This window comes from Nocardia sp. NPDC060255 (genome assembly GCF_042727395.1).
GTDB lineage: Bacteria > Actinomycetota > Actinomycetes > Mycobacteriales > Mycobacteriaceae > Nocardia.
This window is the reverse complement of record NZ_JBHXAU010000016.1, coordinates 183157-208041: the sequence shown is the minus strand read 5'-3', so window position 1 is coordinate 208041 and position 24885 is coordinate 183157. Positions and strand designations below refer to the sequence as shown.

General features: G+C 65.9%; 28 protein-coding genes. 20 read left to right on the top strand and 8 right to left on the bottom strand.

Annotated features, from left to right (window positions below; genetic code table 11):
• The first annotated feature begins 16 nt into the window (after positions 1-16).
• The 16 genes from ACFWF1_RS27490 to ACFWF1_RS27415 all read left to right on the top strand — a co-directional run bounded on the left by ACFWF1_RS27490 (position 17) and on the right by ACFWF1_RS27415 (position 9599).
• Positions 17-436 carry a hypothetical protein gene (locus ACFWF1_RS27490; RefSeq protein WP_379286645.1) on the top strand — a complete coding sequence of 140 codons (420 nt, stop codon included), beginning with the start codon at positions 17-19 and terminating at the stop codon, positions 434-436.
• Positions 437-893: 457 nt separating this feature from the next.
• Positions 894-1199: a 30S ribosomal protein S10 gene (gene rpsJ, locus ACFWF1_RS27485; RefSeq protein ID WP_003938093.1), complete on the top strand. Its 306-nt coding sequence runs from the start codon at positions 894-896 to the stop codon at positions 1197-1199.
• 14 nt (positions 1200-1213) lie between these two features.
• On the top strand, positions 1214-1879 hold the full coding sequence (gene rplC, locus ACFWF1_RS27480) for a 50S ribosomal protein L3 (RefSeq protein WP_150404057.1): 666 nt from the start codon (positions 1214-1216) through the stop codon (positions 1877-1879).
• Positions 1876-2550 carry a 50S ribosomal protein L4 gene (gene rplD, locus ACFWF1_RS27475; RefSeq protein ID WP_357386113.1) on the top strand — a complete coding sequence of 225 codons (675 nt, stop codon included), beginning with the start codon at positions 1876-1878 and terminating at the stop codon, positions 2548-2550. Before rplC ends, rplD begins: the two co-directional genes overlap by 4 nt.
• Positions 2547-2852, top strand: a complete 306-nt coding sequence (gene rplW / locus ACFWF1_RS27470; protein WP_040731336.1) for a 50S ribosomal protein L23 — start codon at positions 2547-2549, stop codon at positions 2850-2852. The genes rplD and rplW overlap by 4 nt, the downstream gene beginning before the upstream one ends.
• 33 nt (positions 2853-2885) lie before the next feature.
• Complete coding sequence (rplB, locus tag ACFWF1_RS27465) at positions 2886-3725, top strand: 50S ribosomal protein L2 (RefSeq protein WP_357386115.1); 840 nt, start codon at positions 2886-2888, stop codon at positions 3723-3725.
• A 15-nt stretch (positions 3726-3740) separates the two neighbouring features.
• Positions 3741-4022 carry a 30S ribosomal protein S19 gene (gene rpsS / locus ACFWF1_RS27460; RefSeq protein ID WP_357386117.1) on the top strand — a complete coding sequence of 94 codons (282 nt, stop codon included), beginning with the start codon at positions 3741-3743 and terminating at the stop codon, positions 4020-4022.
• Entirely contained in the window at positions 4019-4420 is a 402-nt protein-coding gene (gene rplV, locus ACFWF1_RS27455) for a 50S ribosomal protein L22 (RefSeq protein ID WP_357386119.1), read from the top strand. Before rpsS ends, rplV begins: the two co-directional genes overlap by 4 nt.
• On the top strand, positions 4421-5224 hold the full coding sequence (gene rpsC, locus ACFWF1_RS27450; protein WP_040731339.1) for a 30S ribosomal protein S3: 804 nt from the start codon (positions 4421-4423) through the stop codon (positions 5222-5224).
• A gap of 4 nt (positions 5225-5228) precedes the next feature.
• On the top strand, positions 5229-5645 hold the full coding sequence (gene rplP, locus ACFWF1_RS27445) for a 50S ribosomal protein L16 (protein ID WP_357386121.1): 417 nt from the start codon (positions 5229-5231) through the stop codon (positions 5643-5645).
• Positions 5645-5884 carry a 50S ribosomal protein L29 gene (gene rpmC, locus ACFWF1_RS27440; protein ID WP_039822417.1) on the top strand — a complete coding sequence of 80 codons (240 nt, stop codon included), beginning with the start codon at positions 5645-5647 and terminating at the stop codon, positions 5882-5884. Before rplP ends, rpmC begins: the two co-directional genes overlap by 1 nt.
• Complete coding sequence (rpsQ, locus tag ACFWF1_RS27435) at positions 5881-6153, top strand: 30S ribosomal protein S17 (protein WP_357386124.1); 273 nt, start codon at positions 5881-5883, stop codon at positions 6151-6153. The genes rpmC and rpsQ overlap by 4 nt, the downstream gene beginning before the upstream one ends.
• Before the next feature lie 118 nt (positions 6154-6271).
• Positions 6272-6526 (top strand): DUF6364 family protein, encoded by a 255-nt coding sequence (locus tag ACFWF1_RS27430; protein WP_379286649.1) that lies wholly within the window; start codon positions 6272-6274, stop codon positions 6524-6526.
• On the top strand, positions 6523-6960 hold the full coding sequence (locus tag ACFWF1_RS27425; protein WP_379286651.1) for a PIN domain-containing protein: 438 nt from the start codon (positions 6523-6525) through the stop codon (positions 6958-6960). The genes ACFWF1_RS27430 and ACFWF1_RS27425 overlap by 4 nt, the downstream gene beginning before the upstream one ends.
• Before the next feature lie 105 nt (positions 6961-7065).
• Positions 7066-7866 (top strand): phosphatase, encoded by an 801-nt coding sequence (locus ACFWF1_RS27420; RefSeq protein WP_379286884.1) that lies wholly within the window; start codon positions 7066-7068, stop codon positions 7864-7866.
• Between the two features lie 560 nt (positions 7867-8426).
• A complete protein-coding gene (locus ACFWF1_RS27415) occupies positions 8427-9599 on the top strand; it encodes an MFS transporter (RefSeq protein WP_379286652.1) in 1173 nt (390 codons plus the stop codon).
• A 284-nt stretch (positions 9600-9883) separates the two neighbouring features.
• On the opposite strand, the gene ACFWF1_RS27410 is transcribed toward ACFWF1_RS27415, so the two are convergent.
• Positions 9884-10213 carry a DUF6247 family protein gene (locus tag ACFWF1_RS27410; RefSeq protein WP_379286654.1) on the bottom strand — a complete coding sequence of 110 codons (330 nt, stop codon included), beginning with the start codon at positions 10211-10213 and terminating at the stop codon, positions 9884-9886.
• A gap of 283 nt (positions 10214-10496) precedes the next feature.
• On the opposite strand from ACFWF1_RS27410, the gene ACFWF1_RS27405 reads away from it, so the two are divergent.
• Positions 10497-10931, top strand: coding sequence for an EXLDI protein (locus ACFWF1_RS27405; protein WP_379286656.1), 435 nt, complete (start codon positions 10497-10499; stop codon positions 10929-10931).
• A gap of 34 nt (positions 10932-10965) precedes the next feature.
• A complete protein-coding gene (locus ACFWF1_RS27400) occupies positions 10966-13170 on the top strand; it encodes an MMPL family transporter (RefSeq protein WP_379286658.1) in 2205 nt (734 codons plus the stop codon).
• 84 nt (positions 13171-13254) lie between these two features.
• Here ACFWF1_RS27400 and ACFWF1_RS27395 read toward each other — a convergent pair whose 3' ends face one another.
• The 6 genes from ACFWF1_RS27395 to ACFWF1_RS27370 form a co-directional block, all read right to left on the bottom strand.
• Entirely contained in the window at positions 13255-15948 is a 2694-nt protein-coding gene (locus tag ACFWF1_RS27395; protein ID WP_379286660.1) for a hypothetical protein, read from the bottom strand.
• A 245-nt stretch (positions 15949-16193) separates the two neighbouring features.
• Positions 16194-16937, bottom strand: coding sequence for a CPBP family intramembrane glutamic endopeptidase (locus ACFWF1_RS27390; protein WP_379286662.1), 744 nt, complete (start codon positions 16935-16937; stop codon positions 16194-16196).
• A gap of 206 nt (positions 16938-17143) precedes the next feature.
• Positions 17144-18073 carry an RluA family pseudouridine synthase gene (locus ACFWF1_RS27385; protein WP_379286664.1) on the bottom strand — a complete coding sequence of 310 codons (930 nt, stop codon included), beginning with the start codon at positions 18071-18073 and terminating at the stop codon, positions 17144-17146.
• 50 nt (positions 18074-18123) lie between these two features.
• Positions 18124-18702: a putative glycolipid-binding domain-containing protein gene (locus tag ACFWF1_RS27380; RefSeq protein ID WP_379286665.1), complete on the bottom strand. Its 579-nt coding sequence runs from the start codon at positions 18700-18702 to the stop codon at positions 18124-18126.
• A 13-nt stretch (positions 18703-18715) separates the two neighbouring features.
• Entirely contained in the window at positions 18716-19165 is a 450-nt protein-coding gene (locus tag ACFWF1_RS27375) for a TIGR03667 family PPOX class F420-dependent oxidoreductase (RefSeq protein WP_379286667.1), read from the bottom strand.
• A gap of 38 nt (positions 19166-19203) precedes the next feature.
• The gene (locus ACFWF1_RS27370; RefSeq protein WP_379286669.1) at positions 19204-19398 is read right to left on the bottom strand and encodes a hypothetical protein; all 195 of its coding nucleotides are present in this window, start codon (positions 19396-19398) and stop codon (positions 19204-19206) included.
• 400 nt (positions 19399-19798) lie between these two features.
• Here ACFWF1_RS27370 and ACFWF1_RS27365 point away from each other — a divergent pair, with 400 nt between their 5' ends.
• Together ACFWF1_RS27365 and ACFWF1_RS27360 are read left to right on the top strand one after the other, a co-directional pair.
• Positions 19799-21646, top strand: a complete 1848-nt coding sequence (locus ACFWF1_RS27365; protein WP_379286670.1) for an ABC transporter ATP-binding protein — start codon at positions 19799-19801, stop codon at positions 21644-21646.
• Positions 21643-23379: an ABC transporter ATP-binding protein gene (locus tag ACFWF1_RS27360; protein ID WP_379286672.1), complete on the top strand. Its 1737-nt coding sequence runs from the start codon at positions 21643-21645 to the stop codon at positions 23377-23379. The genes ACFWF1_RS27365 and ACFWF1_RS27360 overlap by 4 nt, the downstream gene beginning before the upstream one ends.
• 49 nt (positions 23380-23428) lie before the next feature.
• On the opposite strand, the gene ACFWF1_RS27355 is transcribed toward ACFWF1_RS27360, so the two are convergent.
• Positions 23429-24817 (bottom strand): alpha/beta hydrolase family protein, encoded by a 1389-nt coding sequence (locus tag ACFWF1_RS27355; protein WP_379286674.1) that lies wholly within the window; start codon positions 24815-24817, stop codon positions 23429-23431.
• Positions 24818-24885: the final 68 nt, after the last annotated feature.

Genomic DNA, 24885 nt, shown 5'->3' with positions numbered 1-24885 from the left:
ACTGGAGTTTCTGATCATGCGTATTCGTACTGTTGTCGCCGGGGCCGTCACCGCGCTCGGTCTTGCCGTGCTCGGCGCGACAACCGCGGGCCAGGCCGCCGCCGTGTCGCCGGAGTTCGCGCCGGAGGCGGGTATCTACGGGGTGCTGGATCTCAACCATTCCGAGACCGTCGCCCTCAGCAACAGCCCCATCCCCGCTTTGCTCGACGGACTCTGGATGAGCAATGGCCTGATCGACGCCGACCCGACCTCGTGGCTGGTCGGCGCGGACGGGTCGCTGGAATACGGCAACATTTCCGACGTCATCGCCGAAGCCGCCGAGACGCCCGGCGGCATAGTGGCCATCGGCATCGTCGATCCGGCCCGGCTCTATCACGGCAGAGTCGATCCGAGCGACGCCAACCGGAACCTGCTCGTGTTTCAGGCCCTGCGCTGATCTGTAGGTAGCCCTTGCTGCTCCGCCGTCATGCCGATGACCTGGGCGGAGCAGCTCGCAGGGGCCGGATTTGAAGTAGCCGACCTCGTCGGGCATACTGTTCGGGTTGCCTTGTACCAGTGCCGTGCCTGTTTCCGTGTGAGACGGGATGGCTAGGCGAGGCGAGTACCAACAATCGTGTACCTCATCGGGTCAACCGGTGTGGGTACGTCCGGGAACACGGTTCCAGGCCTGAGATGAAGTTCTGTCCGGGGCCGAGGAATGAGCGGATGGGCGACACGCCCGACCGCGTGGACCGGAGAACCATGACAGATGAACAGCGGCGAGGGTTAGGCATGCGTGCCTGATCGCGGTCTCACGTGAGACGTCTTCGTGTGTTCGGGCTGTGCAAATTGAGGGTGGTACGGAAGCCAGCTTCCGGATCACGAAGGTATAAGCGGAGAAAAGGACACTTAGCGTGGCGGGACAGAAGATCCGCATCAGGCTCAAGGCCTACGACCACGAGGCGATCGACGCGTCAGCGCGCAAGATCGTTGAGACGGTGACCCGCACTGGGGCCCGCGTCGTCGGCCCGGTGCCGTTGCCGACCGAGAAGAACGTGTACTGCGTCATCCGTTCGCCGCACAAGTACAAGGACTCGCGCGAGCACTTCGAGATGCGTACGCACAAGCGGCTTATCGACATCCTCGACCCGACGCCGAAGACGGTCGACGCGCTCATGCGCATCGACCTGCCGGCCAGCGTCGACGTCAACATTCAGTGACGGGGACTGGAGATATGACTGACAACAAGAACAGGCCCGCGGCAGGCATCCTTGGCACCAAGCTCGGGATGACCCAGGTGTTCGACGAGAAGAATCGCGTCGTCCCCGTGACCGTCATCAAGGCCGGACCGAACGTAATCACCCAGATCCGCACCGTGGAACGCGACGGCTACAGCGCCGTTCAGGTTGCCTTCGGCGCCATCGACCCGCGCAAGGTGAACAAGCCGGTCTCCGGCCAGTTCGCCAAGGCCGGTGTCACCCCGCGTCGCCACGTTGCCGAGATCCGCGTCGCCGACGCGTCCACCTTCGAGGTCGGCCAGGAGATCAACGCCGACGTCTTCGAAGAGGGCGCCTACGTCGATGTGACGGGTACCAGCAAGGGCAAGGGCTTCGCCGGCACCATGAAGCGTCACGGCTTCGCCGGTCAGGGCGCCTCGCACGGTGCGCAGGCTGTGCACCGTCGTCCCGGCTCCATCGGTGGCTGCGCCACCCCCGGCCGCGTGTTCAAGGGCATGCGCATGTCGGGCCGGATGGGCAACGACCGCGTCACCACGCAGAACCTCTCGGTTCACAAGGTTGACGCCGAAAACGGCCTGCTGCTGATCAAGGGAGCGATCCCGGGTCGTCGCGGCAACGTCGTGATCGTCAAGAGCGCAGTGAAGGGTGGTGCGCACGCATGACCAGCCTGGAGAAGAAGGCCAACCTGACCCTTCCGGTCAAGGAACTGGGCGGCAAGACCAATGGCACCGTCGAACTCCCCTCGGAGATCTTCGACGTGACCGCGAACATCTCGCTGATGCACCAGGTGGTCATCGCGCAGCTGGCCGCGGCCCGCCAGGGCACGCACTCCACCAAGACCCGCGGTGAAGTCCGCGGTGGTGGCAAGAAGCCGTACCGGCAGAAGGGCACCGGCCGCGCCCGTCAGGGCTCGACCCGCGCGCCGCAGTTCACCGGTGGTGGCGTCGTGCACGGCCCACAGCCGCGCGACTACAGCCAGCGCACCCCCAAGAAGATGATTCGCGCCGCACTGCGTGGAGCACTTTCGGACCGGGCGCGTAACGAGCGCATCCACGTGATCACCGAACTGGTCGCCGGGCAGGACCCGTCGACCAAGACGGCCAAGAGCTTCCTCGCGGAGCTGTCGGACCGCAAGAAGTTCCTCCTCGTCCTCGGACGTGAGGACATCGCGGCCTGGAAGAGCGTGCAGAACCTCGAGTTCGTGCACCCGATCGCGCCGGACCAGCTCAACACCTATGACGTGCTGGAAAGCGACGAGGTCGTGTTCAGCGTGGAGGCACTCAACGCCTTCGTGCACGGCCCCGCCGAGGCGGCACAGGAGGAGAGCAAGTGACCACCATCGCCGACCCCCGCGACATCCTGCTGGCGCCGGTCATCTCGGAGAAGTCCTACGGACTCATCGAGGAAGGCACCTACACCTTCATCGTGCACCCGGATTCCAACAAGACGCAGATCAAGATCGCCGTCGAGAAGGTCTTCGGTGTCACGGTTACCAGCGTCAACACCGCCAACCGTCAGGGCAAGCGCAAGCGGACCCGCTTCGGTTACGGCAAGCGCAAGAACACCAAGCGCGCGCTCGTGACCATCTCGGCCGACAGCAAGCCCATCGAGATCTTCGGAGGCCCGGTCGCGTAAGCGCCTGGGACTCCAGAAAGAAGAGAAGAACTCATGGCAATTCGTAAGTACAAGCCGACAACCCCCGGTCGCCGCGGGTCGTCCGTTTCGGACTTCGCTGAGATCACTCGGTCGACCCCCGAGAAGTCGCTGATCCGTCCGCTGCACAGCAAGGGTGGTCGTAATGCGCACGGTCGCATCACCACTCGGCACCGCGGTGGCGGCCACAAGCGGGCCTACCGTCTGATCGACTTCCGTCGACTGGACAAGGACGGCATCCCGGCCAAGGTCGCGCACATCGAGTACGACCCGAACCGCACCGCGAACATCGCGCTGCTCCACTTCGTGGACGGCGAGAAGCGATACATCATCGCGCCCAAGGGCATCGCGCAGGGCACCCCGATCGAGTCCGGCCCCACGGCCGACATCAAGCCGGGTAACAACCTGCCGCTGCGCAACATCCCGACCGGTACCACCATCCATGCGGTGGAGCTGCGTCCGGGCGGCGGCGCGAAGATGGCTCGTTCGGCCGGATCCAGCATCCAGCTGCTCGGTAAGGAAGGCACCTACGCCACGCTGCGTATGCCGTCCGGTGAAATCCGTCGTGTCGACGTGCGCTGCCGCGCCACCGTCGGCGAGGTCGGCAACGCCGAGCAGTCGAACATCAACTGGGGCAAGGCCGGCCGTATGCGCTGGAAGGGCCGTCGCCCCACCGTCCGTGGTGTCGTGATGAACCCGGTCGACCACCCGCACGGTGGTGGTGAAGGTAAGACCTCCGGTGGTCGCCACCCGGTCTCGCCGTGGGGACAGCCGGAAGGCCGTACCCGCAAGCCCAACCGCCCGAGCGACAAGCTCATCGTCCGCCGCCGCAAGTCCGGCAAGAACAAGCGCTGAAGGAGGAGGTAAGAAATGCCACGCAGCCTCAAGAAAGGCCCGTTCGTCGACGACCACCTCCTCGCGAAGGTGGACGTGCAGAACGAGAAGGGCACGAAGCAGGTCATCAAGACCTGGTCGCGTCGTTCGACCATCATCCCCGATTTCATCGGTCACACCTTCGCCGTCCACGACGGTCGCAAGCACGTGCCGGTGTTCGTCTCGGACAACATGGTCGGGCACAAGCTCGGTGAGTTCGCGCCGACCAGGACGTTCCGAAGCCACATCAAGGACGACCGGAAGAGCAAGCGGCGATGACGACTGAGACGCAGAACCCGACCGCACGCGCAACGGCCAAGCACGTTCGCGTGACCCCGATGAAGGCTCGCCGTGTCGTGGACCTGGTCCGCGGCAAGCGAGTCGAGGACGCACTGGCGATCCTCCGGTTCGCGCCGCAAGCCGCGAGCGAGCCGGTTGCCAAGGTCGTGGCCAGCGCCGCGGCGAACGCCGAGAACAACCTCGGCCTGAACCCGGCCACCCTGGTCATCTCGACGGCCTACGTCGACGAGGGCGCGACCATGAAGCGGTTCCAGCCGCGTGCCCAGGGTCGTGCGTTCCGCATTCGCAAGCGCACCAGCCACATCACCATCGAGGTCGAGAGCATCCCCACCGCCGGTGGAGCAACTCGCAACCGCCGGAAGGGAGGGGCAAAGTAAATGGGACAGAAAATCAATCCCCATGGCTTCCGCCTCGGTATCACCACCGACTGGAAGTCGCGTTGGTACGCGGACAAGCAGTACGCGGACTACGTCAAGGAAGATGTCGCCATCCGTAAGCTCCTCGCCACCGGCATGGAGCGGGCGGGCATCTCCAAGGTGGAGATCGAGCGGACGCGGGATCGCGTTCGGGTCGATATCCACACCGCTCGTCCGGGCATCGTCATCGGTCGCCGTGGCGCCGAAGCCGATCGCATCCGGGCCGAACTGGAGAAGCTCACCAAGAAGCAGGTGCAGCTGAACATCCTCGAGGTCAAGAACCCCGAATCGGATGCGCAGCTCGTTGCTCAGGCCGTGGCCGAGCAGCTGTCCAACCGCGTGGCGTTCCGTCGTGCGATGCGTAAGGCCATCCAGTCGGCCATGCGTTCGCCGAACGTCAAGGGCATCCGCGTGCAGTGCTCGGGCCGCCTCGGTGGCGCCGAAATGTCGCGCTCGGAGTTCTACCGCGAGGGTCGCGTCCCGCTGCACACGCTGCGTGCCGACATCGACTACGGCCTCTACGAGGCCAAGACCACCTTCGGTCGCATCGGCGTGAAGGTCTGGATCTACAAGGGCGACATCGTCGGTGGCAAGCGTGAGCTCGCCGCCGCCAGCGCTCCGGCAGGCGATCGTGATCGTCCGCGCCGCGAGCGTCCGTCTCGCCCGCGTCGGTCCGGCTCCGCCGGTACCACGGCGACCAGCACCGAGGCCGGGCGCGCCGCCACCGCGGTGGTGGACGCTCCGGCAGAGACACAGGAGGGCTGACGCAATGCTGATGCCTCGTAAGGTCAAGCACCGCAAGCAGCACCACCCCGGTCGTTCCGGCATGGCCAAGGGCGGCACCTCGGTGGCGTTCGGCGAGTACGGGATCCAGGCGCTGGAGCCGGCTTACGTGACCAACCGGCAGATCGAGTCGGCACGTATCGCGATGACCCGCCACATCAAGCGTGGCGGCAAGATCTGGATCAACATCTACCCGGATCGCCCGCTCACCAAGAAGCCTGCCGAGACCCGCATGGGTTCCGGTAAGGGTTCGCCCGAGTGGTGGATCGCGAACGTCAAGCCCGGCCGCGTGATGTTCGAGATGAGTTACCCCAGTGAGGAGATCGCTCGCGAGGCCCTGCGCCGCGCGATGCACAAGCTCCCGATGAAGTGCAGGATCGTGACCAGGGAGGAGCAGTTCTGATGGCTACCGAAACACCGGCCGCAGAGCTCCGCGAGCTCACCGAAGAAGAGTTGGTGCAGAAGCTGCGCGACTCCAAGGAAGAGCTGTTCAACCTGCGCTTCCAGATGGCGACGGGTCAGCTGGACAACAACCGTCGGCTGCGCGTGGTCCGTCACGAGATCGCGCGCATCTACACGGTCATGCGCGAGCGCGAGCTCGGTCTGGCCTCCGGACCCGCTGACAAGGGAGATGCGGCATGAGCGAACAGAAAGCAGAGCAGCGCGCCAGCCGCAAGGTTCGGGTCGGTTACGTTGTCTCGGACAAGATGACCAAGACGATTGTCGTCGAGCTGGAAGACCGTAACCGGCACAAGCTCTACGGCAAGATCATTCGCACCACCTCCAAGGTGAAGGCGCATGACGAGAACGAGATCGCCGGCATCGGCGACCGCGTCCAGCTGATGGAGACCCGACCGCTGTCGGCGACCAAGCGCTGGCGTCTGGTCGAGGTGCTGGAGAAGGCCAAGTAAGCCTTTCCGGTCTGTATGTCGAAGGCCCGCTTCCCATTTGGGAGGCGGGCCTTCGCCGTTTCCGGAACGCACATGAATTCCACGTGATTTCTACGTGGACCACGTGATATCCTGTGGCATGACCAAAAGGAATCTGACGCTTCAATTGGATGAAGAGGTGATCACCTCCACCAAGGTGATCGCGGTGCAGCGGGGCACGTCGGTCAGCGCGATGGTGGCGCAGTATCTGCGCGAGATCGCTCAGGATGCTGAGCGCTACGAGTATGCGAGACAACAGGCCCTCGAGCTGATGGCGAATGCCGAAGGCCACGGAGGTCACATCAGCTGGAGTCGGGAGGATCTGTACGACCGAGGGCAACGGAGGCACGCGTGACCGAGGTTGAGCGCACCTTTATCGACACCAACGTCCTGGTCTATGCGCACGATATCCAAGCAGGCCAACGCCACCACATCGCTCAGAACGTTCTGGCGGATCTGTGGTCTCGCGGCGCCGGACTGCTCAGCACACAGGTGCTTCAGGAGTTCTACAACACCGCAACTCGCAAGTTGTCGCCACGGATGAGCCCCTCGAAGGCCCGGCGCGTCATCGCGATTTACAGCGAATGGTGTACCCGCGACACGGACCCCTTGATAATCATGAACGCCTCATTCCTCGCTGAACAACACACAGTGTCTTGGTGGGATGCGTTGATCATCGAGGCCGCTTCCCAGTCCGGCGCGAAATATCTACTGTCGGAAGACCTTCAGCACGGGCGGGACTTCCTCGGGCTCGAGGTCCGGAACCCCTTCCTCGAACCAGCGGAGTAATCGGACACCCGCAGTCCCTCCTTGTAGTGTCGTATTGACGGCGAAACTGCGTCGATGCGCCTGGCCTCGGTAGCAGCGTCGGCCGATGCGGAGGTGGGTTTGTTGGTGCAGCCATATGATCGAGCGCTGTTGCGGAAGCATCTGCTGCAGACTCGGATAGCGGGGGATGTCGCGACGCCACGGGAGGGGAACCTGGCGCACTACCGCCGGATGGTGGCGAAAGATCCTGGGTATCAGTTCGGTTTGGTGTTGAAGGATTGGACGTTCGATCAGACGCTGGACATGATGGCGCGGCTGTGCGGAGTCAACCCCGATCCGCGGCACCGGCAGGGAGCCGACACCATCGGCGTGGATCTGACCATCGCGGCGCTCGACGAGATGGGCGCCAGGATCGGGCGTGCGGCGCGTGATCAGGAGACGGTGCTGTTGGCGACGGGTCACCCGGGACCGCTGATGGGTGTGTATCGAGCCGTCGAGGATGCGCTGCATGCGGCGGGCTGCACGGTGCTGACGCCGGCGGCCGGATGGTCGTACCAGGTCATCACCGCGAACGGATCGCGAGTTCGCGAAATCGTCTACACCTCAGGCGTTGCCGCGCTCAGCACCGGCGGCCGGATGCAGCACACCCACGACCCGAACCCGATGCAGGCCATGCTGCAGGAACTACGCGACAGCCCCGAGCAGTCCTGGCCCGATCTCGTCATCGCCGACCACGGCTGGGCCGGGACGGCGGGCGAGGCCGGAATAGACACCGTCGGATTCGCCGACTGCAACGACCCCGCCCTCTTCGCCGGACATGCCGAGGGCAAAATCGCCGTCACCGTCCCCCTCGACGATGGCGTCTTCCCCGAGTACTACGAGCCCATGATCGACTACCTGCTCGACCGCGCCGGTCTCGCGGACTGAACACATTGCCCCGCGCTCGATAGTCAACGGTCGCACCCACTTTCAGACTCCGCACCCTCCCTGGGGAGGGGCGGATCCCGAAAACCAGCACAGGATCCGAACTACCAACAGCGAGAAGCCCTTCCCGCGCACGAGTTACGCACCCGCGCATCGAATTGCCAGCAATTTGATACGCAGCTGCACAACTCATGCGCAGCGAGGCTCGCCGATTGCCGTTGGCGAGAAAGGCTCGGGAACGCAACCGCAGCCAGATCAGCATGCCGGAAGCTCCACGCCGCGTCCCGTTCGGCCCGCCGTGCACGCACGGCTAGATCTGCACTCTCTCTCGGGATCTGCACTGACTCTAGGTCCCTATATCCAGTGCGGATCCCGAGAGACAGTGCAGATCTTGACTGGGTGGGGCCTGGGGGTGAAAGGTGAACCACGGCTTGCTTGTTGGGGGTTTCGCGGCGGGTTGTCGGGGCGGCTGAATTCATGGGATTAATCGGTAGCGGGTTGTCGGTGGGGCGTGACAAGCTCGGTTGGTGCGGTCCTATCGGGTAGTTCTGTCGAGTGCGGCGGTGCGTAATGTGCTGCTGCTCGGGGCCCTGGTGCGCATCCCATTCTTCGCCGGGGCGGTGCTGCTCGCGCTGCACGTCGTGCAGACGTTGCACGGGTCTTATGTGCAGGCCGGTGCGCTGAGCACGATCGTCACGGTCTGCATCGCGCTCAGCGGGCCGTGGCGCGGGCGGCTGCTCGATCGGTTCGGGCTGCGCCGCACCATCGCGCCGTCCATCCTGGTCGGTGCGGTGTGCTGGTCGATCGCACCGTTCGTCGACTACGTTCCGCTGCTCATCCTGGCCGCCATCGCCGGACTCTTCGACGTCCCGATCTTCACCGTGGTCCGGCAGGCTGTCATCGCGGCGACCACCGAGCAGAACCGTCAGCCCGCGCTCGCATTGGAAGCGGTGTCCGTCGAGTGTGCGTTCATGGTCGGGCCGATCGTCGGCGTCGCCGCAGCGGGTATCTGGTCGACGACGATGGTGTTGTACTTCGTGCAAATGACTTTGGTGCTGGCCGGTGTGCTGCTCTGGGTACGGAATCCGCCACTGCGCTCCGCCGCGGACGCCGACCGATCGAGTTCCGCCGTCCCGCGCCGCAGCTGGTTCCGCATCGAATTCGTCGCCCTGTGCGTCGGCGCGAGCGCGGCCATCGCCGTCCTGTCCGGCTCCGAACTCACCTTCGTCTCCGCCATCCGCGAATTCGGGGCCCAGCAGTGGCTCGGTGTCGTCCTTGCCGTCTGGGGCTTCGGCTCGGTCGTCGGCGGCCTCGTCTACGGCGCACTGCAACGCCCCATCTCGACCTACCTCCTGCTCGCAGGCCTAGGCGCGGTCACCATCCCGATGGCCTTCGCCATCGGCCCCATCTCCCTCGCCATCACCGGCCTCATCGCCGGATTATTCTGCGCCCCAACAATTACCGCCTCCATCGACCAAATGAGCCGCATCGTCCCCGAAGGCGGCCGCGGCGAAGCCATCGGCTGGCACGCCGCCGCCCTCACCCTCGGCAACGGCATCGGCAGCTCCCTGGCCGGCATAGCCATCGACGCAGGCGGCTTCCCCGCAGGCTTCGCCGCCGCCGCAACTCTGGGCATAGCAATAGGCCTAGGCCTCCCTTTGCTCCTCACCCTCCGGGCTGGCCGCCGCTCCGCAATCCTCAAAGAGCCAGCGGCAGCAACCCAAGTCAGCGCCTGATCTGATTGCATTACTTCCGTCGTTTGCTAGTCGCCGATCCACTGAACAATGAGCATGTGGACCTCCCTGCGTCCGTCCACGACAAGGTACGTAACCAGTCCTTCGTGGTTCTGGCCGAACGCCATTGTCCTTACTGGTGCGTCTGCCTTCGCGCTGTTGATCGAGTCGCCGCTCCATGGACTGACTTCGAGCGTGACTCTCAGCTCCGCAAATGACACGAGTGCGGCTGCGGGAAGTGCGGCGATTTGTTGATGAACGTCCGGGTCGGTCTCGACGCGGTACACCTACATGCCAGCCTTGGCTCGGGTGACCTCGAGCGGCTCGTCTTCTGGAATCTCTTCGCCGGTAAGTAACTTCGCTGCTTTGCGAACTACCTGACGGTAGCTCTCCCGGTCGCTCTGCAGAAGCGCGGTGCGTCGCCAATGCTCGAGGGTGCGGAACAGCTCCGTTAGATCAAGGCTCTCTCGTGCGTAGCTAAGCGCTTGTGCGTACGCGGCATCGAACTCGGCACGGTCGGTGGGCAACAGCGCCGAGCGGATGTCCTGTGGCGACGCGCCTGGGCTCAGTGGATGCCCGCTGCTCGGCTGCTCGTCGTAGGCATACGTGGCGGTCATGTTCCTAACGATAGCTGCTCTGATTTCGCCCACAGAGGTCATTCGGTGTCCGGTGTCGGTCGGACGGGTCGGCACCTGCGGAGGTCGGCGATGCGATGTTGCGGTTAGGTCTTGCGCTATACGTATACATCTACATATAGTTGGGCGGGAACGAGGCGTTGGGATGCGGCGGCTCGGGACCGGAAAGAAATGAAGATCTGAGGGGGTCGGCGAGGGCTTGCATGGGGTTCGTCGACTGGAGGATCTATGCGCGCATGCGCACTCACTTATGGATGGAGTCGTCATGGAATCACAGCATGTGGTCGATGAGGTTGTGAGCTTCTCGAAGGGGGAGGCGGACGAGTTTCGGGAGGTGATGGTGAAGGTGGGGCCCGGAGGTGGGCGGACGCAGCGGTTTGTCGGTCGGCTCCTGGGGGAGTCGACGCAGTTCAACACGGTTGGCGTCGAGGTGGTTCGGGTCTATCTGGGGCGTAAGGGCAAGTATGCGGTGCACAAGAAGACGACGGACTGGACCGACTTCTCGGTGATGACCGACTGGGTCAAGGAATTCAAGAAGAAGGACTGGCGCGGCTTCGATTTCGACGAGCAGAGCTGGGGCGACTCCACCCTGGAGGTGGTGGATTCGTTCGAGGAACTGCGGGATCGGATTCCGGCCAAGATCTTCCGCACCCTCGTCGACACGACCGAGCACCCGCCCATCGAGGATCTCGACATCTGAGCTGCGGCTCGGATACCGAAAGGACTTGTCCCCCATGTTTGCTCGACTCGGGCAGTTGGTCGTACACCATCCGTGGAAGGTGATCGGCCTGTGGCTGCTCATCATCGTCGGTGTGGTGGCCGCGGCGCCGACACTCACCTCGACCACCGACCAATCCGACTTCCTGCCTTCGCATTACGAGTCGATCCAGGCACTCGACATGCAGCAGAAGGCTTTTCCGCAGAGCGCGGCACCCGCGGCGCTCATCGTCTTCGCACGTGCCGACAATGCGCCGTTGAGCGAGACGGACGCTGCCTCGGTCGCGTCGATCGGCGCGAAACTCACCGGCGCGAACATCAAGGACGTCACCGGATTACAGGCGCTCCCGCCGTCGGAGAACCGGCTGATCCAGGTGATCGCGGTGCAGCTGACGAAGGTGACCAGCGCGAGTGACACGAAGCAGAGCGATGCGGTCAAGGCGCTGCGTGGCGAGTTGAAGGCGCAGGTGCAAGGCACCGAGCTGAAGGCGGGCATCACCGGCCAGGCCGCGCAGATGCTGGATCAGGTCGAGTCGAGCAACAAGGGCATGGCCATCATCGGCGCCGCGACGATCGTCTTGATCCTGGTGTTGTTGCTGATCATCTTCCGCAGCCCGGTGATCGCGCTGCTGCCGATCGTCACCATCGGCGCGGTCTCCAGCGTGGTCACCGGGCTGATCGCCATGGTGGCCAAGGCTTTCGACCTGAAGATCGACAGTTCGGTGAACGCCATCCTGCTGGTAGTGCTGTTCGGCGTCGGCACCGACTACATCCTGTTCCTGATGTTCCGTTACCGGGAACGGCTGCGGGCGGGGGAGGACCCGAAGACCGCCATGGTCAGTGCGGTCACCCGGGTCGGCGAGGCCATCACCTCCGCGGCGGCCGCGGTGATCATCGCGTTCATGGCGCTGACCCTGTCCACCCTTGGCATGTTCCGGGCCCTGGGTCCGGCGCTGGCGATCGCGGTCGCGGTGGCGCTGCTGGCCGGGCTCACCCTGGTCCCCGCCATCGTTTCGCTGCTGGGCACCAAGGTGTTCTGGCCGTCCAAGGCGTGGCAGGCGGAGCCGAAGGGTGCGCGGTTCGCGGCGCTCGGCGGCGCGCTCGGGCGTCGGCCCGCGGCGTTCGCCCTGGTCTCCGGTGGCGTGCTCGTCGCGCTGGGCATCGTGGCCGTCGGGTTCAATCCGACCTTCGATCTGAGTTCGGGTTCGACCTCGGCCGCCTCCGAATCGGTGGTCTACAACAAGGAATTGCTCAAGGGCATGCCCGCCGGTGCCACCCAGCCCTCGGACGTGCTGCTTCGCTCGACCGGCGGCGCGCTGACCAGCGACCAGCTCACGACCTATCGGGCGGCGCTGACCGCAGTGCCCGGCGTGGGCCAGGTGGGCGAGCCGCAGTTGTCCGCGGACAAGGCGACGGCCGACTTCCAGGTGACGCTCACCTCGGCACCCGAGTCGGACGCCGCGCTCGAGACGGTCCGCAATCCGCTGCGGGATGCCGCGCACGCGGCGGCACCGGCCGGAACCACCGCGGCCGTCGGCGGCATGACGGCGGTCTTCGTCGACTTCCAGGACGCGATGAACCACGACTACGCCATCGTGTTCCCGGTGGCCGCCATCTTGATCATGATCGTGCTCGCCCTGCTGCTGCGCAGCCTGGTCGCGCCGTGGTATCTGATGGCGTCGGTGTTCCTCGGATTCGCTGCCACGCTAGGCGCGGCGGTACTGGTGTTCCAGCACATTCAGGGGGAATCCGGGCTGATCTTCACGCTGCCGGTGATCATGTACCTGTTCGTGGTCGCGCTCGGCACGGACTACAACATCCTGATGGTGGCGCGTTTGCGGGAAGAAGCCCGCGCGGGAAACGACCCGAAACAGGCTGCGGCACTTGCGTTGCGGCACACGGGGCCGACGGTCGCGGCGGCGGGCTTGATTCTGGCCGGGACCTTCGCCTCGATGATGTTGGCGGGCAACAATGTGCTCTCGCAGATGGGATTCGCCATCTCGGTCGGCATCGGGATCGCGGCCTTCGTGATGGCGATGTTCTTCACCCCGGCGCTGACGGCGCTGCTCGGGCACCGCGCCTGGTGGCCGGGGCATGGGGACGAGAAGTCCGGTGGGTCGTCCGAGCGGGGCGAGTCGCTGCACTCCGCGCGGGACGATCGTCCGCTGACCGCGCCCAGTGGTGCGACGGGCGGCTGGTCGAGTACCGGTGAACGGCGGTAAGTAAGACCGAAAGGGCTGCCCTCCGATGCTTCTGGAGGGCAGCCCTTTTCGCTGTTCACCGGTCGGATGACGACCAGCTGTAGGTCAGCCGCTGATGGCGTAGGGGCGGCGGACCTTGATCCCCGCCTCCACCGCGCGGTCCACGGCGGCGCGGGAGACGCCCACTTCGTTGGCGATGCCCGGGGTCAGCCAGGATTCGTCGGCGAGACGAAAGATCTGGGTGAGTTGCTCGACGGAAAGGTTCGACATGCCGCGCCGGGCGATCTCGCGGGCGAGCGCGGTGACTTCGTCCCCGTCGATCTCGTCCTCGTCGTCCACCGGTTCCGGGTCCACCTCGACCTCGACGGGTACCCGGCCGACGATGCCGACAGACGCGGCGCGCACGGTGGGCCGGGGCGGCTCGAGGTTCTCGTCGAAGACGAGTTGTTCGACTTCGGCTTCAGAGACGTTGGGAGCGGCCGACTTTCGGCTGGTAGGGCGAGGAGCAGCCGCATTCGAGATCCCTTGCGCGACCGTGTCGGCGATCGTTGCGGCAGCCTTACGAATGGGGTCACCAGTGTGAGGCTCTTCTGGCTCGTCGCCGCGATGGGCGTCGGTGGTTGTTTCGGGAGCCGGGGTGACGGTGTCGGGATCGATGCGTTTGCGCGGGATGTCGTTCACCGGGAACAGTTGCATGGCATGGCCGTTGAGCGCGGCGTGACCGTTGGTTGGCACGACACGGCCATTGCCGACGGCGTGGCCGTTGATTTGTGCCGTGTCGCCGTTGGTCGGCACGGGGCGCCCGCCATCGGCAGCGTGTCCGTTAGTGACGGGGTGACCATTCGTCATCGCTGAGTCGCCGTTCGTCACCGCGTGGCCATTGGTAACTGCGTGGCCATTCGTCACTGCCGAGTGGCCGTTCGTCACCGCGTGGCCGTTGGCGGCAGCGTGTCTGTTGGTCGTGGCCGGATGGCCATTGTTGGGCAAAGACTGTTGGGCAGGTGTCTCGGCGTCGCGCGGGTCCGCTTGCTGGCGAGAACCGCTCGTCGAGTCAGGCTGTGCCGCAATGCCGTTAGCCGAGTAGTGAGCGTTGTCGGCTGGTGTGGCAGAACGTGAGTCGTGCGCTTCAGCGTGCAGCGGGTGTCCGTCGATTGCCGAGAACGGGATCGTGAGCCCGCCATTGTTGGACTCATGTGCGTCGGCCGTCGACTGTGCCTGGTGACGATTGTCGGCCGGAATCCCCTGAACGGCATGCCCGTTGGTCGCCTGCGCATTGGTCAATGGGTGGGCAGCGTCAGCTGAGAACGCGTGCACGGCATGACCGTTGGTTGACGTCTGGTAGTCGTAGCCGACCGGAGTCTCTGGCAGCCGGTCAGCCGGGACCGCTTGAACAGCGTGCCCATTGGTCGATGGCCGCGCGTTGTGGTCGCTAGGTGCGTCGGGCAATCGGTGGGCGGTGTCGGCCGAGGACGCCTGCACGGCGTGTCCGTTCGTCGATGACTGAGAGCCGTAGCCGCCGGACGCGCTGGGCAGGTGGTCGGCAGCGTCAGCCGGAACCGCTTGAACGGCATACCCGTTGGTCGCCGCCCGCGAGTTGTGTTCGCTAGGCACATTGGGCAGTCGGTGCGCAGCGTCGGCCGAGGAGGCTCGCACGGCGTGTCCATTGGCCGACAGCTGAGAGTCATTGGCCGCGCCGAGCAGTTGGTGGGCAGTTGCTGCCGAAGAGGCCTGAACGGCTTGCCCGTTGGTCGACGGTCGAGAGTCGGTCAGCGGGTAGGCGGTATCGGCCGAGAACGACCGCACCGCATGCCCATTGGTCGACGGCGCGGTGACCGGCTCCGTGTGATCGGTCCGCGAGCGATCCGATGTGTCGACGTCTCCGACCGGACCAGCTTCAGCACCAGGCAATCGCGCGGCGGTGGTCGCCGCATAGGGATCGACTCCACTGAGCAGCCAGCGGCGGTCATCCGGTGCATCGACGGTGAGCCCGACGCGCGTATCCCGGTCGCTGACGCGATGCCGAACCACCGTCGCATCTCGATCCACCACCGGCGCGCCATCGATGAGCAGCGCGTACCGCGCGGAAACCCACGCGTGCAACCAAATCACGACACCGACCATGACGGGTGCGATCGCGTATTCCGCGGCGCGGCCGAACGACCCCGAGGCCAGGTGTGGTCCTGCGTTGAGCGCGATGGTGGTGCCGAGTAGCGCGGTCTCGAAGAACACCACTTTGCCGCGCGCGAGCTCGCGGCCCCAGCGGGCGGCGGTGGTCGCGGCGACCATGATGGTGATGATCGGGATCGAGATCATCGCCTCGATGCCGTAGCTCAACCAGTACAGCGGGTCGGCCATGTCCCCGCTCGGCACCAGGTTGTGCTGCACGTTCACCCCGGCCCACACCATGCCGAGCACGACAACGGCGATCAGTGCCCGGGACGACCACTCGGCCCGCCGATACAGCTGCGCCAGCCGCGCATCCTCGCTCGACACCCGCCGCCGCGCGGCCAGCGCCCGCCGATGCCACCGCTCGTCCGCCTCGTCGGAGCGCCGGATAGCGGCTGCGCTGCGCCGGTCTCGTTTCTCGGCGGCCAGTTCTTCCTCGACCGCCCGGCGCCGTTGCTTGCGCCGCTGCGCCCGAACCCATTCCGCGAGTTCGCGTTCCGCCCCGATCTCGCCCTCGGATAACACCTCGAACAGCGCGGCGTCGTGCTGCAGCGGCAGTTTTCCGCGAGCCGTCTCAACCCGCTGCGCCAACGCGGCGATCTCGGAACTACCGGTGGATTGTTCGTCGCGCATCGCGAGCCTTCCCGGAGCAGATCGTCAGCAGACCTACTTGCTCGAACGTATGTGTGATCGCACTGAGGCTAAACCGGCCACCGGCCGAGGTCAATGCCGACGCTCGAAAACCAGTGCGAATACTTCGCTGATCTTGTGACACGCCGATTTGAGCAACACGCCGTCGACGGCGGTTCGGAATGCGTTCGAATACCGGCGGGAATTCCGGTGGGCTGTGCCCGATTTCGACGTCGGACGGCGTCGGTTCAGGACAAAGTTGTATGCCAGACAATGGCGGCGGCCAGCGCGCCCGCACCATTGACGGACCAATGCAGCGCGATCGGCGCGAGCAGGCTCCCGCTGCGGCGGCGCAGCCAGGTGAATACGACACCCGCCCCCGCGGTGGCAATGACGGCGAGCAGAATGCCGATGAGCTGACCCGCGACACCGCCGCCGACAAACCCGGACAGGCCGCGATTACTACTGGTCAATCCGAGCGACGAGGCGATATGCCAGAGCCCGAAAAGCAGCGATCCCGCCGCGAAGACACCGCGCGCCCCATAAACCCGATCGAGCGTGCCGTGCAGCACCCCGCGAAACGCCAGCTCCTCGGGAATCACCGTCTGCAACGGAATCACGATCATCGAGGCGATCAGCGCCCCGGAGATGGTGGCGTAGCGATCGGCCAGGAAGAACGGACGGGTAATCGGCAATATCGCGCCGATAGCGACCGCGGTGAGGACGACGCCGACCGCGCCGAGGGCGTAGAGCGTCCCGCGCCGCCAGTATCGCGGTGAGAGACCGAGCTCATGCCAATGCAGTCCACGCCGGCGCATCATCGCCAGCAGCACGACGGCGGCCACGGGCACGGTCAAAATACTGGCCCAGGCGGTGGTGAAGTGCGCGATCAGGTTTGTTCCCACCAAGACGACGACAACCACGGCCACATCGGCATAAGCATGCAATTTGTGGCGGGGCGCAGCCGCTTCCTCGAGGTCCTGTGCGAGCATCCCGCCCAGTGTACGGATGGGTGCCGGGGCCGCCGCTCGAGTGGTCATTGCTGTCCGTCTACCCGAATTCGCCGGATATACGGGTCTCGATGTGGCGTCGCCGCGCGCGGGTTACTCTGACTGGAACTTGTTTCAGTTCAACGAGCCGCGCCCGGCGTGGCCTGAGCCCCGCGGCGGGCGCATGGGCCGGCTGACCTTCAGTGCCGTCAGCCGGCCCACCCAGCGGGATCCGTCCAGGCCTGCAACTTGCGTGTGGTCACGAACTGCCGCGGCTCGTGACTGATCGGATCGGTGAATTCGAGCGACGCCGCGAGCAACTGCAGCGGACGCGTGAAATCGTCCACCGGCTTATCGGTGATCAACGGATAGAAGTCGTCGCCCAGAATCGGGACGCCGAGACCATTCATATGCAGCCGCAGCTGATGGGTGCGCCCGGTCAGCGGTCGCAGTCGATACCGCCCGAGTCCGTCGCGCTGCTCGACCAGTTCGATCGAGGTCTCGGCATTGGGCTCGCCCTCGACCTCCTGCGCCGCGAGCACGTGCTTCTCCTTCACGATCCGGCTGCGCACCACACGCGGCAGCGCCAGCTCGGGATCGAACGGCGCGATCGCCTCGTATTCCTTACGGACCGTGCGGTTGTGGAACATAGTCTGATACGCCCCGCGCCGCGCCGGGTTGATGATGAACAGCACCAGCCCCGCCGTCACCCGATCCAGCCGATGCGCCGGAATCAACTCCGGCAGCTCCAGTTCCCTGCGCAGCCGCACCAGCGCGGTCTGCAGAATGTGCTGGCCGCGCGGGATGGTCGCGAGGAAATGCGGCTTGTCCACGACGAGCAGGTCCGCGTCGCGATGCACGATGGTGAGGTCGAACGGCACCGGCGTCTCGACGGGCAGATCGCGGTGAAACCACACGGCGGTGCCGGGAGCATAGGGAGCGTCCGGCGCGATCGGCCCGTCGAGATCGACGATGCCGCCTTCGCTCAACAGCTCATCGATACGTGCCGGATCGACCCGGGGCAACCGCTCGACCAAGTGGTCGCGAATCGTCGCCCAGTCACCCTCCTCCGGCAGCCGGAGCCGGGCCGGGTCCAGGCCGTGCCGCTTGGGCAACGGCGGTTTCTGCCGCCTTCTCATCGGCATCGACCCTAGTCGTCGGCCATTTCGCCGGGTATCGCCGCCCTCGGTCAGTGGGCGCGCAGGGCGATGCCCGGGTAGTCGAGGACGAAGCCGGACTCGTCATAGGTGAGCGTGCTCGTGAAATCGAACTGCGGTGCGGTGTAGGCGAAGCGTTGGTGCGGGCCGTCGTCGGCGATTCGGTGGTAACCCTGTTCCAGTCGGATCACCTCCAACCCGACAGCGTGCACGTAGGCCGCGGGCGCATCCGCTGTCGTGTCGATGGCCAAGCCGAGCCGATGCACCGGGAACGCGTTGGTCAGCGCCGAAGCCTCCAGGTCGACATCGAGGCAGCCGCTCAGCGTGGGGTTCGGCACGCCGTCGACCGTCCAGTTGCCCGCGCCGTCGGTATTCAGCTGAACCGTGTGCCAGCCGCCGCGACGGCGGGTCGCGACCGTCGCTCGTCGGGTGTGCCAGGACGGGTCGAGGACGATCTGATAGTCCACCGCCCACACCTCGTCCTCCTCGACCGCCGTGGTGCATCCATCGATCTGCACACCGGTCTCGGTCACCTTGAAGTAGGCGATTTCGAAACCGGTGCGCACGCCGCGATGCTGCCAAGCGGCCGCCGGGGACGGCGATTCGAACATCTCGGCCGCCGAATCAGAAGCCGCGCAGGCGATCCGGGCGGATCCGGACGATCGTGGAGTATTCGGCGAAGAACTGCTCGGCGGTCATCTTGATGTCTTTCAGACCCTCGACGTATTTCTTTGTGTACGTAGCGATTTCATCGGGTGCGGCGGCGACGTCATCGATACGCGCGGTGCCGGTGAATATTACGACGGCACTGCCCCATTCGGTGCTGTTGAAGTTCAGCGATACGCGCGGATTGCGGACCAGGTTACGCAGCTTGGCCTGATCAGGCTTGCTGAACAGCAGGAACTCGTCGTCCCGCCACTGGAACCACACCGGGTTGGGTTGCGGGGTCCCGGTCGAGCCGACGGTGGTCAGCCAGATGACGGGCTCTTTGTCGAGACGCTCGGCCACGGTGGCGCCGAAGGCGGTGCTCGGGTCGACGACGGGCGCGGATCGATCGGATGCCGTTGTGGTCATGTGGGGAACAACACCACGACGACCGGGAGGATTCCGCGCTAGGGCGTCGCACGTTCGTCGAGCACCATCCGCCGCGCCTCGACCAGCGTCCGGCGCGCGCGACGGCGCACCCGGCACACGTCGACGCTGCAATTCAAATGCACCTGCATGGCGCGGTGCGCCTGCTCGGTTGTCAGCTCGCCGGGATCGACCGAGCAACGCGCAATTGTGGAAATGACCTGTGTAACAAACATATTCACGACTCCAAACGCGGTACTTCCGTATGGAGAAGAAGCTAGCCATGTATCGGCGCTATCGGGCCTGGTTGGACCGTCGTTCATGGAGCATTCCGCCGTATGACGGGCAGTCGAAAGACACGAGTATCGCGCCGTTTTCGCAGATGGCCGGAACAAGTCCACAGTGCGACAATCAATTCCGCGATAAACGCGAACGTTTCTGAAAGCGGATCGAATGAGTATCCGCTCGCTCCGTTCTCGGCATGGGTGCCCCGCCGCGCGCCGCATGGGTCCTGCCTACCGCCGCTGACCAGCCCTTGCGTAGATAACTTAGGCTAACCTACATTACTGGCGCATCTTGTGTGAGGATGAGTCCGGTTCGTTGAGCAGATCCAACGATGGTGAGAGGCAACAAGCTATGACGGTGGAGGTCGCGCCGCTTCCTGCGGCGGAGACGGGGAACCGACCGCCCCGAGCGGTGCAGAAGGCGCGCAAACAACAGGAAGCGCTGGCGCGGAAGGAGATTCTCGCGCCGGTCCGGCGGACACTGACGCTGGCCAGCATGCTGATGGCGGTCGCCTCGGTGTGCGCCGTGGTGCCGTTCATCCTGATCGTCGAGGCCTGTCGCGAGTTGCTCGCCGATCAGGTCGACACCGACCGGGTGTGGCGACTGGTGTGGGCGGCGATGCTCGTGCTGCTGGCGCGCGGCCTGCTGCAGGCGCTCGCGCTGACCTGGTCGCACCTGGTGGACGCGGGCTACCAGCTCACCGTCCGCCGGGCGCTCGCGGCCAAGCTGACCAGGGTCCCGCTCGGCTGGTTCGGCGAGCGCACCTCCACCGAGGTGAAGAAGTACCTGCAGGACGACGTCGAGGCACTGCACTATCTGGTCGCGCATGCCAGGCTCGAGTTCGTCGGCGCCGTGATCGTGCCAGTCGTCACCCTCGGGTACCTGGTGACCGTCGACTGGCGCCTGACGCTGGTGCTGTTGATTCCCTTGGCGGCCTACGCGATCGCGCTCAGCAAGATGATGGACCAGGACAGCAGGGACAAGCTGGCCGTCTACAACCGGTGGGAACGCCAGGCGCAGGAGGCGACCATCGAGTTCGTCGACGGCATCCAGGTCGTCCGCGCATTCGGCCAGGCGGGCAAGGCGCACAGCGAGTTCCAGGCCGCGGTGGACGGTCAGGCGCGCAGCCTGGACCGGTGGAAGACGCCGATGATCCGGCTGCAGTCCGTCGCCGATGTGGTGATCGCGCCGGTGTTCGTGATGCTGCTGATCGTCCTCGCCGGGCTGGTCGGCGTCGGGCTCGACTGGTTCGGCCCGCTCGACGTGCTGCCGTTCCTGCTGGTCGGCCTCGGCCTCGGCAGTTCGCTGCTCGGGCTCGGCTACGGCGGACAGGCGCTGCGCGCCGCAGGCGCCGCGGCGTTGCGGCTGTACGAGCTGCAGCAGACGCCGGAACTGGTTGCGGGGACGCAGAATTCGCCGGAGGCGGACGCCGAGCACGGCGTGGTCCGGTTCGAGTCGGTGAGCTTCGGCTACCGTACGGACCAGCAGGTGCTGCACGATCTGGACCTCGAGCTGCGCCCGGGCACCATCACCGCGCTGGTCGGTCCGAGCGGGTCGGGCAAATCGACCCTCGGCAAGCTGGTGCCGCGCTTCTACGACGTCGACTCCGGTCGAATCACCATCGGAGGCCGCGATATTCGCGAGTTCGCCAGCGAAGAGCTCTATCGCACCGTCGGATTCGTCTTCCAGGACGTGCGGCTGATCCGCGGCACGATCAGGGAGAACCTGCGGCTGGCCGATCAACAAGCCGACGACGCGGCGCTGGAGCGAGCGGCCCGGGCCGCACAGATCCACGACCGGATCTTGGCCTTGCCGCGCGGTTACGACTCGGAGATCGGCGTCGACGCCAGCCTGTCCGGCGGTGAGGCACAACGACTTTCGATCGCGCGGGCGTTACTCGCGGACAGTCCCGTGCTGGTGCTCGACGAGGCGACCGCGTTCGCGGACCCGGAATCCGAGGCCGCGGTGCAGGACGCGCTCGCCGTGCTGGTCGCCGGACGGACCGTCCTGGTGATCGCGCATCGGCTGCACACCATCACCGGCGTCGACCGAATCCTGGTGCTGGAGAACGGAACCATCGTCGAACAGGGCGACCACCTGAGCCTGCATACCGCCGGTGGCACCTATCAGCGGCTCTGGGAAATCAACGAGGCGGCGCTCGGTGCCGTCTCTCTCATCGAAAAGGAGGCGGCGCGATGATTCGCAAGGTGCTCGGGCTCGTCCCGGACGAGTTCGCCCCGCTGACACCGAAATTGTTCGCCGCGATCACCGCGCAGGCACTGAGCCAGGCGGCCGCCTATCTGCTGCTGGTTCCGCTGCTCGAGGCGCTGTTCGACGGTGACCTCGGCCGGGCCTGGTTCTGGGCGTTGCTGATGATCGCGGCCGTCGCGAGCGTCGCGATATTCGGTTATCTGCAAGCGGTTCTCGGCCTGCGCATCGCGGTGGGCATGCAGCTTCGGTTGCAGACCAGGATCGGTGATCACCTCAACGCGCTGCCGCTCGGCTGGTTCGAAACCGCCAGCGCCGGAAAGCTATCCAGGATCGCCGTCGAGAACGTGCGCGAAATACAGGGCACCGTCGCGTATCTGCTCGCCAAGGTGCTCAACAGCGTTGTGGTGCCACTCGGCGTCGCGGTGGGCATGCTGCTCATCGACTGGCGCATCTCGCTGGCCATGCTGCTCGCGGCACCCGTGCTAGTCGTGGTGAACAACCTGGCCAACCGGGCCTACACCGGGTCGGACGAGCGGGTGCACGCCGCGGCGGCCGAAGCCGACGCCCGGGTGGTCGAATTCGCGCAGGCCCAGCCGGTGCTGCGGGCGTTCGGCGCGGTCGGGGCAGGCAACCGTGCCCTCGACGCCGCACTGCACCGGCAGCGTTCGGCGGTCACCCGGATGGTGTTCACCGCGGTGCCGGGTCTGATCGTGTTCTCGCTGTTCGTGCAGGCGGTCTTCTTGGTGCTCTGCTATGTCGTGGTCGGCCGATTCACCGGCGGCGCGATCTCGGCCGCCGCCGCGATCGCGCTGATCGCCGTCAGCTCCCGTTTCATCGAGCCGCTGAATCAGGCCGCCCAGCTCGCCAATGGCCTGCGCGCGGCGGCGGGCGCCGTCGATCGGGTCACCGAGCTGTTCGTCGAGTCGGTGCTGCCCGAGGCGAAAACCGATGTCACACCGGGTCTTCCCGCGGTCGAGTTCGACAACGTCAGTTTCGGCTACCGCCCGGGTGAGCCGGTGCTCGCCGACCTGACGTTCCGCGTGCCGGCCGGCACGACCACCGCGATCGTCGGACCGAGCGGATCGGGCAAGACCACGCTGCTGCGGCTCGCCGCGCGCTTCTACGACGTCGACGCGGGCCGGGTGCTCGTCGGCGAGCACGATGTCCGCGATCAGCCCTCGGACACGCTGCTGGATCAGCTGTCGCTGGTCTTCCAGAACGTCTATCTGTTCAATCGTTCGGTGGCGGACAACATTCGGATCGGCAAGCCGACGGCCACCGACGACGAGGTGTGGCGCGCGGCCACGGCGGCCAGGGTCGACGAGATCGTCGAGCGGCTGCCCGACGGTCTCGACGCCGCCGTCGGCGAGGGCGGTGTCTCGCTCTCCGGCGGTGAGCGGCAACGGGTTTCGATCGCTCGCGCGCTGCTCAAGGACGCGCCGATCGTGCTGCTCGACGAGGCGACCAGCGCGCTCGACCCGCACAGCGAAGCGGTGGTGGTGCGCGGTGTGCATCAGCTGACCAGGGACAAGACGGTCATCGTCGTCGCGCATCGGCTCGCGACCATCGCGCACGCCGACCAGATCCTGTTCCTGGATGGCGGCCGGATCGTCGAACGCGGTACACACGCCGAGCTTTTGGCGGCGGAGGGGCGCTACGCCGACTTCTGGAACGAGCGCTCCCGGGCGACGGGCTGGCGGCTGGAGCCGGTCGCGGTCTGACCGAAACACCCCCCGGGCCTGCTCGCGGCGTCGATCGTCGCGAGCAGGCCTAGCGCACCGGCCCGCCGTCGATGTCCCGGTAGCGCGCGGCGGCCGCCGCGACATCACCTCGACCGCCACCGAACGGCTCGCGCAGGAACGCGGTCAGTATGTCGTTGGTGGCCCGCTGTGTTTGCCGGGGTCCCCTGGCGCCGCCCATCACGTGGGCCATCAGGAATCTGGCCGGATCGGCGAAGAACCGCGGTGCGTCGGTGAAGCTGTAGTGGTTGGCCTCGGCGATCTCGTAGCGGAAGCCCCCCGCCTGTAGCCGGTCGAGCAGCGCGCGATTGCCGTCCAGATACGCTGCGCCGTGGCCGGTTTCCTCGTGATCGCTTTCCAGCAGGAGGAACGGCCTCGTCAACGACTGTTGCGGCAGCGTGCCGTACAGCGTGCCGTCGATGTTAGCCGCCGCTTTGAGCCGCGGATCGGTCGCGAGCGCGGCGGCCGCGGTCGCCCCGCCGAACGAATGCCCGATGGCGGCTACATGTTCGGTGTCGAGGTGTCCGAACAGCCTGGGGCCCATGATTTCCGGGCGCTCGAGCTGATCGACCACGAAACGCAGGTCGGCGGTGCGCACATCGAGTTGTCCGCTCATGTAACGGGTTTGGTCCGGATCGTCGTCGAGAAAGTGCTCGTGCGGTGTCGCGATGGTTCCGTCGGCGAGCTCGGTGACCGCCGCCTCGTAAGGATGATCGACAGCGAGTACGACGAACCCGCGACTGGCCAGGTCGGCGACCAGCCCGGTATAGAAGGCGCGCGGCGCACCATATCCGGGGGAGAACAGCACCACCGGCCAGCGGGTCCGGTCGGCGTTGACCGGCACGTCGAGCAGGGCGTGCGTATCGATGCGGTCATACCCACGCATCATGAAGCTGGGCAGTACCGTGACCCGCTCCGGCAGCTGACCGTGGCCGTCGAGATAGGCGGACCGCTTTCCGTGCGCCGCCGGGTCGGCCGGATACCACGCCTGCACAACGACATTGCGGTGGTCGTTCGGCGCATCCGTGGCGGGCTCCGGCCGATTCGAATCGACCAGCCGAAGGACCTCGGTACCCACGGCGTAGGACCCACTCGGCCGAGGCAGGTTGGGCACGGGCACCAGCGCCCAGGCAAGAGCGGCAGGCACCAGCAGGAGTCCGACCCCGACCCTGGCGAGCGTCGTCCACCCGCCGCCGCGCGATTTCCACTGCCGGACAACGAGTCCGGTCGCCGCGCCCAGCAGCAGATACGTCGGCGCGAACTGCCAGTAGAACCCCTCGATCAGCCACTGCGCCACGCACCCCGCGAGCAACGCGGGCACCGCGATGGCCGCGACGCGCAGCGCGATAGACGGCGCGGCCACCGCCGTCACCGCGAAGGCGAGCACGGCAAACCCGAGTACCGCATCCAGGATCGACATGCCAGTTGACCTCCCACTCCGGCACCGGGCCGCGCCGGTATTGCGCGACCGGCCTCGAGTACGAGTAC